Source organism: Paenibacillus sp. R14(2021), assembly GCF_019431355.1.
GTDB lineage: Bacteria > Bacillota > Bacilli > Paenibacillales > Paenibacillaceae > Paenibacillus_Z.
Genome location: NZ_CP080269.1, coordinates 4321074 through 4332500 on the forward strand (window position 1 = coordinate 4321074; position 11427 = coordinate 4332500).

The 11427-nt window shown below is 49.6% G+C and carries 9 protein-coding genes; all 9 read left to right on the forward strand.

Features of this window, described 5'->3' with window-relative positions; genetic code table 11:
• Positions 1-111: 111 nt before the first annotated feature.
• A complete protein-coding gene (locus tag KXU80_RS20140; protein WP_219834952.1) occupies positions 112-1194 on the forward strand; it encodes a peptidyl-prolyl cis-trans isomerase in 1083 nt (360 codons plus the stop codon).
• 246 nt (positions 1195-1440) lie between these two features.
• Positions 1441-3171, forward strand: coding sequence for a sensor histidine kinase (locus KXU80_RS20145; RefSeq protein WP_258171478.1), 1731 nt, complete (start codon positions 1441-1443; stop codon positions 3169-3171).
• Positions 3168-4244: a response regulator transcription factor gene (locus KXU80_RS20150; protein WP_219834954.1), complete on the forward strand. Its 1077-nt coding sequence runs from the start codon at positions 3168-3170 to the stop codon at positions 4242-4244. Before KXU80_RS20145 ends, KXU80_RS20150 begins: the two co-directional genes overlap by 4 nt.
• Positions 4245-4371: 127 nt before the next feature.
• A complete protein-coding gene (locus tag KXU80_RS20155; protein WP_219834955.1) occupies positions 4372-6090 on the forward strand; it encodes an extracellular solute-binding protein in 1719 nt (572 codons plus the stop codon).
• An 87-nt stretch (positions 6091-6177) separates the two neighbouring features.
• The gene (locus KXU80_RS20160) at positions 6178-7068 is read left to right on the forward strand and encodes an ABC transporter permease (RefSeq protein WP_219834956.1); all 891 of its coding nucleotides are present in this window, start codon (positions 6178-6180) and stop codon (positions 7066-7068) included.
• A gap of 14 nt (positions 7069-7082) precedes the next feature.
• Positions 7083-7970 (forward strand): carbohydrate ABC transporter permease, encoded by an 888-nt coding sequence (locus tag KXU80_RS20165; protein ID WP_219834957.1) that lies wholly within the window; start codon positions 7083-7085, stop codon positions 7968-7970.
• Positions 7971-8195: 225 nt separating this feature from the next.
• Complete coding sequence (locus tag KXU80_RS20170; protein ID WP_219834958.1) at positions 8196-9428, forward strand: aminopeptidase; 1233 nt, start codon at positions 8196-8198, stop codon at positions 9426-9428.
• A gap of 24 nt (positions 9429-9452) precedes the next feature.
• Positions 9453-9959 carry a nucleoside 2-deoxyribosyltransferase gene (locus tag KXU80_RS20175; RefSeq protein ID WP_219834959.1) on the forward strand — a complete coding sequence of 169 codons (507 nt, stop codon included), beginning with the start codon at positions 9453-9455 and terminating at the stop codon, positions 9957-9959.
• Positions 9960-10106: 147 nt separating this feature from the next.
• Entirely contained in the window at positions 10107-11339 is a 1233-nt protein-coding gene (locus KXU80_RS20180; RefSeq protein WP_219834960.1) for a multidrug effflux MFS transporter, read from the forward strand.
• Positions 11340-11427: the final 88 nt, after the last annotated feature.

Consider the following 11427-nt stretch of genomic DNA (forward strand, 5'->3'; position numbering starts at 1 on the left):
CGTATGAAATTGATGGGCACCCAAGTCATTTGGTATATCAGAAGCGACAGTAATATCAGTAATTATGGAAGTCTATCAATTATCGCTTTGATTCAAGCGGGAGGTTAGTTCATGAATGAAGGTAGAGGCAGCATCATATTTCGTAGAGTAGGAATAACTGTACTAGTCATAGTGGGTCTGACTCTCGCGGCAGGCGCAGGAGCCTACGCCGCAACGAAAATGACCTTGATAGTAGATGGTCAGAAGTCGAATGCAGAACCTGTATCAAAAAAAGGTGTTACCTACGTATCTCTACGTGCTGTCGCCGAGATGTTCGGTGCAAACGTCAGCTACAATTCCTCATCGCATTCGGTCGTTGTTACTAGCAAATCAATAAAGCCTCCACTCGGCGATGACGGCAATGAAGTTGTGGGTTCGGTTAATGGCGTGTTCATTATGAAAAACCAGCTGTATGAGGCAATGGCTGCAGCTGGCGGGGAGCAAATGATGAACAACCTGATTCAAGAAGAGCTTGTTAAGCAAGAGGCACAAAAGAAAGGGATTGTTATCACCGACAAAGAGGTGGACGCGGAAATCACGAAAATCAAGAAGCGGTTCCCGTCTGAAGCAGATTTTGAAGCAGCTTTGCAGCAATCGGGCATAACACTTGAAGATTTGAAGAAACAGATCCCGATGCAGCTTCGCATTTTCAAACTCTTGGAGCCGCGCGTGAAAGTGACTGACGAAGAAGTTAAAAAATATTTCGAGCAAAATAAAGAAACCTTCGGTCAGCCTGAGCAGGTGAGAGCTTCGCATATTTTGGTTTCGACGAAAGTAGAAGCTGACGATATTATGAAGCAGCTAAAGGCAGGTGCGGATTTTGCGAAGCTGGCGAAAGAAAGATCAATTGATGTGGGCAGTAAGAATGCCGGCGGCGACCTTGGTTTCTTCGGCAAGGGGGAAATGGTCCCTGAGTTTGAGAAAGCAGCGTTCTCTCTTAAAGTCGGCGAACTGAGTGAACCGATAAAGACGGAGTATGGCTACCACATCATTAAAGTGACAGGTCACAAGGAAGCGAAAATAGCGACCCTTGAAGAGAAGAAAGCAGAAATCCGGGACCTGATTCTTCAACAGAAGGTTACTGAGCTTTCTGCTGCGTGGCTGGAAGAATTGAAGTCCAAGGCTCAAATTACAAATACGCTTAAAGTAAAGTAAGTAACAAAGACGTTATCGCGCGAATTCATCACCATTCCGTTAATTGTGGTTTAGCACATGCTTCGCCTCCACTATCACGAACCACATCCGCATAAGGATGTGGTTTTTCCTTTTCCTCCCCAATAGGAAGGATAAACGCGACACATAGCGAATATTGTTCCATGCTGTTATGAAGTGGTGGAGGTGCGCGGCATTCGCTCTATAAAGTCTGCCAGAACGGTTCAGAGGAAGATAAGCTTCTTGCAAATGCTGCGTAATCAATTTGGTTTTTCTTCGCTCCGCAAACGAATTATGGTGTTTCTGACCGTTGGCTTAGTGGGATGCGCCATCTTAATGGCATCGGTCTCCTACAATGCGATCTACACGATGCAGCACGATAAAATCAAGACCTCGATGGCGTTTGATCTGTACCAGCAAACGACAAAGCTCAATCAAATGTACAATAACCTGCTTCAGGTTACACAGCAGATGACGCCGGAGGGCACGGTGGGGAACCTGATGGAGTCCTATATCTCTGCCAAGGACGCCTATAGTCAGCGGCTTCTCTCTCGCGATATTGCTTACAATATTGGATTAATTACGTTTTCGAACCCGGCTATGGAGCTGGTGATGTATTATCATACCGCAAGCGCACAGGCTTCTTATTCGAATTTACCGCTGCGCGGAGACTTCACGCTGCCATCTTTGCCGGATGTCGCCGGTATGGGGGAGCTGAAATACCAGTCCCCGCATAAATCGTTATGCCGATTCAGCGATGATCAGGTGGTGTCGGTGACGCGGGAAGTTAAATTTTCGGACGGAACGCAGCTGGTCGTTTATGTCGAAGCTAAGTCCGACATTTCCTCAGATATGAATTCGCTTACAGAGAGCTTAAACATGCCCTATGCGCTTGTTTTCACCGATACGGCGGGCTTGGTGACCTATAGCAGCAATTCTTCGGCTTTCGCTGCCGGCCAACGACTCGAGCTAAGCGGGCAATCGGGCGTGACGGACGGTTATGTTTGGAACCGAATGACAGGCGATTACGGCTACGGCATCACGCTGCTTCTTCCCGTCTCCTACTACAATCACGAGCTCTATACATGGAAGAACCATATGTATTGGATTCTCGCCATTGCCCTCCTGATGATGTTTATGCTCACGCTGCTCTTGAGGCGGCTCATTAACGGGCCATTTCTATTGATTGAGCGGGAAATGAGGACGTTTGGCAAGGGATACATGGGCACCAGCCAATATCGTACGGGGATCGATGAGTTTGACCGGATATTCGATCAGTTCAATATTATGAAACGGCAAATTCAGCAGCTGATTTTGGATGTGGAGCAGAAGGAAAAGCGCCGGCATCAGCTGGAGATCGAGAAGCTTGCCTACCAGATCAACCCGCATTTTCTGATGAATACACTCAATTCGGTACGCTGGCTGGCGGTTATGCATAAGCAGGCGGAGATTGAGAAATTCGTATCGTCATTAATTATTTTACTTAACTATAATTTGGGCAAATCAGAGGAAACGTCTACCTTCAGGTCGGAAATAGAGGTCATGCGAACGTATCTGGAGCTGCAGCAGATGCGGCATGATTTTGAGGTGCAGCTGGACGTGAAGGAAGGGGCCTATCTGGATAGCCCGGTCGCGAGGTTCATTCTGCAGCCCATCGTGGAGAATGCCGTCTGTCACGGTCTTGACGATAACGGCAAGCTGGAAATACGCATTTCTTCGGATGAAACGGCGCAGATGGTGCGCATCATCATCCGCGACGATGGCAAAGGGCTGAGTCACGAGACGCTGGCCTTGCTGCAGCGCGACACGCCGGACCAGCAGCAGACGGGATGGGGAATCGGGCTTCGTTATGTTCGATCCATGCTGGAATCATTTTATGGCCATAAAGCCCGTATGGGTATAGAGAGCACGCCGAATCAAGGCACAACGGTTACGTTAGACCTTCCTTTTCTTCAGCATCGAAAGGAGAGAACGATTTGATTCGCGTATTAATTGTTGACGATGACAAGCTTGCGCGCAAAGGCTTGATCTCGATTATGCCCTGGTCGAGCCACGATATGATTGTTGTTGGAGAAGCGGCGAACGGCGCGAAGGCGCTCGAGTTTATGGAAAGGCATGAGGTGGATCTCATGTTCGTGGATCTCTCGATGCCCGTCATGTCGGGAATGGAGCTGCTTCAAGTCACGAGACAACGTTTTCCGAGGCTGCGCTCCGTTATCTTATCGTTTCACGAAGAGTTTGAGAATGTGCAGACGGCTTATCGCATGGGGGTTCTCGATTATATATCCAAGGTGCGGCTGGAATCCGAGGATGACGAGCAAATATTGAAACGAATCCAGCAGCAGATGACTGGCGAAATGCCGCATCGTAGTGCAGCCAAGACTCCTGCGTCAGCGCCGGCTTCTCCTGCCCCCGAGCCGAATATCCGCTCACAGGAGGAAGAAGAGTGGTTAAGGCTGGAGCAAGAGTGGCGCGCTCACTACTGGCTGTATAATGAATCGGTCTTCCAGCGCTTATGCAAACAAACCGTAGAAGCTAAGGTTTCCTTTCGCCGTCTGGAAGGGCTGTTTATGCGCGTGCTTTCGCAAATGGAGACGGTGATCGCCCTGGATGCCGAGCTCCGGTCAGATGCAGATAACGTTCGATCGGCGGTTGAATGGCTGCGCGATTACAGGAAACGCGTGTATACGCAGGTTGCGGCATCCACCGATTTCACCAATACGACGACAAGTATTCTAAAGGCGGTATTGTTCATTCGCGAGCAGGCTTCGAATACGCTGCATGCCGAGGAAGTCGCTGATCATGTGCACATGAGCCGAAGCTATTTTAGCCAATGCTTTAAGAAGCTGACAGGTTCGACGTTTAATGATTACTTAAGGCAAGAGCGGATGAGAGCCGCCGAGCGTCTGCTTTGCGAGACCAATCAGTCGATCGCATGGGTGGCTCATGCTGTCGGGTACAATGATTCCAAGTATTTCTCTCAGCTCTTCTATGAACAGACCCGTCTCTTGCCCTCCGAATTCCGTGCCCAATTCCATAAGGGGGATGAATGATTGCAGCCGATCGAACAAATATCTACCTTCACCCCATATTCACCGCAAAACACGGCACATCCGTCTGACTTTTTTTGTCCGCTTCCCATGTACAATGAGAAGGCAGGAAACCAAGGGGAGGGTTAAGATGAAAAAGAATGTCGCAACGCTGCTTTCCGTCGTATTGCTTGGTCTAAGTTTGACAGCATGTTCTTCTAACAATAATTCATCGAATAATGTGAAAGCGTCTTCAAATTCAGGATCGAACGCCACAACCCCGGCACTATCGGGAGATGATCTGGCTTTCTCCAAATTTCCGAAGCCTGTCGATGTTCACATCGGCATGGTGGTGGATCCGACGGACAAAACGCTGCCGGAAGGCGACAGCGTAGGCAACAACCCGTACACGCGTTATCTCAAGGACAAGTACAACATCAACGTAATTGTCGATTGGACCGCGGCTACCGGTAACGATTTCAAGCAGAAGGTCAGCTTGACGATCGCATCGGGCAAGCTGCCTGACGGTATGGTCGTCGACGACCGTTCCTTCATGACCAAAGCGGCCAGCTCGGGCTTGTTGTACGATATCACCGATATTTTCAATCAATATCAATCCTCGCAGGTGAAGGACATTATGGCGAGCACCGACGGCCGTGCGTTGGAGAATGCCAGCTACAAAGGTAAAATGGTCGCGCTTCCAAACATTACGGTGGATACCGACGGCGTTCACGTCCTATGGATTCGCAAGGATTGGCTGGATAAGTTGAAGCTGCCTGTACCGAAGACGGTGTCGGATATCGAGAAGACGGCGAGAGCGTTTATTGATAACAAGCTTGGCGGGGACAAAACGATCGGTATCGCCGGTCCTTCCAAAAACTCGTTCCCTTATTCGACCTTCCTCGTTTCCTCCAACAATATGGGAGGCTTTGATCCGATTTTTGGCGCAGAGGATGCATACCCGGGCTACTGGCTCGACAATGGCGACGGATCGGTATCGTACGGAACGACGTCGGACAATACGAAGAAAACGTTGGCTTTGCTCGCTGACTGGTACAAGAAAGGACTTATTGACCCAGAGGTGGGCACCCGTGACAACGTAGGGGATCCGATCAATGCGAATCAAACGGGGATTTTCTTCGGTCCATGGTGGAATGGCGGCTACGGCAACGGGGACTCCTTCAAGAACGATCCGACTGCGAACTGGCAGGCCTATCCGGTCTATTCCGACGATAACAAGTGGAATTCGCATATGAAGACAACTGGCAGCACCTACACCGTTATTAGCAAGAACGCTAAGCCGGATGTCGTCAAGGCCATCATGATTATGAATAACGCGCTTGTGCGCGATGAAGCGACCTTTGATTTGTCGGTTAATGTGGGCTGGTATCCGCTTCGCAACGTTATGGCCGCGGCCAACGAGACGGAATACGAGTATACGGAGCTTCTGAAAGTCTTGAAGGGCGAGACCAAGCCTGAGGATTACAATAAGCCGAACAGCTTATACAAGCTGATGTATGCAGATGCGAAAAAGGTGAAGGACGTCGTTAAACCTCCATACGACGAATTGAATGTCGGCAACTTCAGCACGGCTAACTTCGGCGACTTCCAGCGCCTATATTCACTCCTGATTGGCGATCGTCCGTTCACGACGATTCCAATTGATAAGAAGGTCTTCAGCGTCACCTACAACCAGACCGCGACCATGGAGACGAAATGGGCGAACCTGAAGAAGATGGAGGATGAGACCGTTATGAAAATCATCCTGGGTCAAGCGCCGATCGACTCCTTCGACCAATTCGTGAAGGACTGGAAATCGCAAGGCGGAGATGAGATCACGGCGGAAGTCGCAGAACTCTTGAAGAAGTAATCAGGCAGAAGCTTGCGGAAGGCACTGGCAGTTTCGGTGCTTTTCGCAAGCTTTACTATCCTGCTAGGGAGAGGGAGGTTAGCCGTAATGAGAAAATTGGGCCATCAGAAGCATTATTATTTGATGCTGCTGCCGGGTATGGTCTGGCTTGTGATGTTCAGTATTGTGCCTATGTTCGGAATTCTGATGGCATTTCAGAATTATAATCCAGGAACGGGACTGTTCAAGTCCGAGTGGGTCGGGCTGGAAAACTTCAAGTATATGTTTCAGCTGAATGACAGCAAGACGGTTATCATCAATACCTTTATCATCGCTGTCGGCAAAATCGTGTTTAATTTGATCGTGCCGCTCATATTTGCCATTCTGCTCAACGAGCTTCGCAGCTTGCGCTACAAGAAGCTGGTACAGACCGTTGTATACCTGCCGCACTTTCTGTCGTGGGTTATTATGTCGACGATTGTAATCGGAATTTTCGGCTATTATGGCGTTGTGAATACGGTTATTGGTATGTTTGGCTTCGATCCCAAACTATTTATGGCGGATGCCGGTATATTCCGGCAATTGATTATCGGCAGCGACGTGTGGAAGGAGTTCGGCTATAACGCAATTATCTATCTTGCGGCGCTGACAGGCATCAATCTTAATCTGTATGAGGCGGCCGCCATTGACGGCGCTAACCGCTGGCAGCTGATCAGGCACGTCACGATGCCTGCGCTGACAACTACGGTTGTTTTGCTTGGCGTCTTGAGTCTAGGCAACGTGCTGAACGCCGGATTCGACCAAGTGTATAACCTGTATAACCCGCTTGTGTATTCAACCGGAGATATTTTGGATACATGGGTATACCGGCTGGGCTTGCAAAATCTTCAGTTCTCGCTGGCGACGGCTGCTGGGTTGTTCAAGTCGGTCATTAGCTTTGTGCTGATTTTCATATCCTATCGTCTGGCGTATCGCTATGCCGATTACACGGTATTCTGAAGGAGGACGCTGCATTGGTCAGAAATACAACGTTAGGCTCACGGACGTTTGAAATTGCCAATATCATCGTCCTCGGCCTCCTGCTTATTAGCTGTATCTACCCGCTGTGGTACACGTTCTGTGTATCGATCTCCGACAAGTCCGCCGCTAATGCAGGCTTGGTTACCATTTATCCCATCGGCTTCTCCCTGACGCCGTATAAGGAAATTATCAACGACAGCTTATTCTTTAACGCGTTCTGGATTTCCATCCAGCGCACCGTGCTCGGCACATCATTCTCCTTGCTGATGACGGTATTAATGGCTTACCCGCTGGCAAGGCCTAAGAAAGATTTCAAAATGCGCAATACGTTCATGTGGATCCTTGTCTTCTGTATGCTGTTTAACGGGGGATTGATCCCGTGGTACCTCACCATTCAAAACTATCATCTGATCAATACGATCTGGGCGTTAGTGCTCGGCGGAGGCGTACCGGTATTCGACGTGATCCTGATCATGAACTTCTTCCGCAATCTGCCGAAGGAGCTGAATGAGGCGGCAGTAGTCGACGGTGCCGGTCCTTGGTCGATCTTGTTCCGGGTGTATATCCCATGTTCCATCCCGGTGCTTGCTGCAGTGGCGTTGTTCCTTAGCGTATATCACTGGAACGAGTTCTTTAACGGATTGGTGCTGATGAACACAGCGGATAAATATCCGCTCCAAACCTATATCCAGCAGCTTGTCGTCAACATTCCGGTCGGAACCAGTCTGACTCCCGAACAATATAAGAAGCTGTCGGAGCTGTCTAACCGGACACTGAATTCGGCCAAGGTGTTTATCGCAATGGTGCCGATGCTGATGGTATACCCTTTTCTGCAAAGGTACTTCGTATCCGGCATTATGCTGGGTGCCGTGAAGGAGTAAGGGGCATGAATTAACCCAACCGAACGAGGTTGGGTTTTTGTGTGGGCAAAATAAGCGAGTCGTCCCAGTAGAAATGATGTCTACTGACCTGCGCGAGCATTGGCGGGGGCCGGTTAGCACGAATGCAAAGCGGCCAACCATCTGGTATCCTAGTCCATACAGCCTCTTATTATTGTTAACAACAGCCTAGATGTATGCAGAAAGGTTTAGAAAGGAGTTCGGTGAATGGAGACTTTTGAGTTGAAGTTAAATAAATATGCTGAATTGGTCGTCAAGGTTGGGGTGAATATTCAAGTCGGGCAAGTGCTTATCGTACATGCCCCGATCGAAACGGCTGAACTTACCCGATTAATTGTGGCGAAAGCTTATGAGGCAGGAGCCAAATTTGTCATTGTGGAGTGGGACGATGATGCGGTCACTCGTGCCCGATATGAGAAGGCCTCGGATGATTCCTTCGATTATTATCCGCAATGGCTGGCCGATAGCATGGTCCATTTTGCCGAAGAGGGCGGGGCGATCCTGCATATCAAAGTACCCAATCCGGACCTGTTCCAAGGTATCGATTCTTCCAAAGTATCGGCGGCGGTCAAGTCTGCGGCTATCGCGCGAAAGGAATATTCGACGTATACGCGCAATAGCAAAATCAGCTGGTCGCTGATCAAAGCCCCAACTCGCGCATGGGCGAACAAAGTGTTTGCCGACCTTCCGGAGGAACAGCGCGTGGATGCGATGTGGGAAGCGATATTCGCAATGGTACGCGTGAACACGGACGATCCTCAAGCTGCTTGGCGCGAGCATATTAATCATTTGAAGAAGAGCCAAGATCAACTGAATGCCAAACGTTACAAGAGTCTCCGTTATCGTGCGCCGGGAACGGATCTGCGAGTGGAGCTGCCTGAAGGCCATATTTGGCGCGGCGGCGGCGGCGAGAATGAGAAGGGCATCTATTTTGTCGCAAACATGCCGACGGAAGAGGTGTACACCATGCCGCATCGTGCCGGCGTGAACGGAACAGTAAGAAGTACATTTCCGCTCAATTTGAACGGTAGACTTGTCGAGGGGATCACGTTTACGTTCAAGGACGGCAAAGTGACTGCGTATGATGCCGATTCGGGTCGTGAACATTTAACATCGCTGCTCGAAACGGACGAAGGTGCAGCTTATCTCGGCGAGATCGCATTAGTGCCGCATGATTCCCCGATATCGAATTTAAACAGAGTATTCTATAATACGGGCATCGACGAGAATGCTTCCTGTCATTTTGCGCTTGGAAGTGCTTATCCCGTAAATATAGAAGATGGAACAAAGCTTTCCAGTGAAGAACTTCTGGCGCGGGGTGCGAATGTAAGTCTGACGCACGTCGACTTTATGGTCGGCTGCGCGACGCTCGATATTGACGGAGAACTGCCTGATGGGACAATCGAGCCTGTTTTCCGACAAGGGAATTGGGCGTACTAATTAGCGGCAAAAGGAGAAATTCACATGCAACCGAAAGTGTATATGGCAGGATTTGAAGTGTTTCAGACCGATGCGGTAGAGACGGGTGTTCGAATGAAACAGCTGTGCAAGGACTACGGCTTTGAGGGGATCTTTCCGCTTGATAAGGACATTACGCCGCAGCCTGATCCGCTCGAGACCGCGAAATTGATCTTCGATGGAAACGTGAAGCTGGTCCAGAAAGCGGATATTATCATTGCCAATTTGAATCCTTTTCGGGGCAAGGAGCCTGACTCGGGGACTGTCTTCGAATGCGGGCTCGGCTATGGATTGGGTAAGAAGCTGTATGGCTTCCTCTCGGACAATCGAGCAATGGCAGAGAAGCTTCTCCCGGAGACGCAAGCTGCAACCGGTCTTTATGAGGACGGCATGCGCGTGGAGAACTTCGGTCTCCCCGTGAACGTGATGCTTTCGATCCCTATAACGATCGTTGAAGGTACGCTCGAAGACGCGCTTAAGCAAGCGCGGGAGGACTTGCTGCAAACGCGATGATGGTATGGATGAACCAATCTATAAGGGATGCTGCTGAAAGTGCAATAATAAGCTTTGCTGACAACCGCCATACAGGGCTATAATGAAGCCAGTTGGCTAGTTTATAATCCTTATAAATTAAGAATTAAAGTTAGGGGAAAATCAGCAATGTCTGCAGTTCGAAAGTACGACCGCATTAGGTTAGTTTTGTTGTTAGGCGCTTTCTCGGCACTTGGCCCGCTTACGATTGATATGTATTTGCCGTCATTTCCGGCTATAGCCGCTAGCTTCGGAACCGAAGCTTCAGTCGTTCAGCTTAGTTTGACGGCATGCCTCATCGGCTTAGCGCTAGGCCAAATTATTATGGGACCGTTAAGCGACGTTCATGGAAGACGGAAACCTATTATTATTTCGATGTTGCTCTATTTGGCCGCTTCGTTTGCCTGCGCGATCGCCCCGAACATCTATTGGTTTATAGCTGCGCGGTTTATTCAAGGATTCGCCGCCTCTGCGGGAATCGTCATATCGAGAGCCATTGTACGCGATATGTACAGCGGACCGGAGTTGACGAAATTTTTCTCGATGCTCGTACTCGTTAATAATTTGTTCCCGATGATTGCACCGATGGCGGGCAGCGGCGTGATCTCCTTTACGACATGGGTTGGCGTCTTCGTCGTACTGGGTTTTGTCGGCTTGCTGCTCGTTATATTGGCTACGATGAATTTAAAGGAGACCTTGCGTGCCGAGAATCGGGTATCCGGCAACTTCGGAGAACTATTTACCGGCATTAAGGGACTGTTTAAGGACCGGCAGTTTATAGGCTTCGCGCTTGCGCAAGGCATTATGATCGGCGGCGTATTCGCCTATGTATCAGGGACGCCGTTCATCTACCAAAATATTTACGGAGCTTCCCCGCAGCTGTTTGCGCTGTTGTTCGCATCCAATGGGATAAGCTTAATCATCGGTTCGCAAGCCGTTGGACGCTTCAGCAAGTCGTTCTCGGAACGCCGTTTTGTCGTCCTTGGTTTGCTGATATCTTGCATGGCAAGCTTTGCGGCTTTGCTCGTTATTCTCATGCACGGTCCATTACTAGCATTAGTTATTCCGTTGTTCTTCTTCGTAGCGTCCATTGGCATGACGTCAACGGCGGCATTTGTTCTGGCGATTGGATCCCAAGGTCAGAGAGCGGGAAGCGCATCGGCACTGCTTGGCTTGCTGCCATTCGTCCTGGGAGCATGCACTTCTCCATTAGTAGGCATTGCCGGGGAGAATTCCGCGGTTCCAATGGGGGTCATCATTTTGTCGACAAGTCTGCTTGCGCTTCTCTCTTACTTCAGTCTCGCGCAGCAGAAGCAAATGAAACTTGCGCATAACAATGCTGCAGCCAAGGTATCTCAATAATGGTCGGTGCAGCAGGCCTTCGTTCATCCCTTTTTGGAGGATGGCCATGTTAATGCATGAACCTGGATGCAGCTGTTTAGGAAACGTA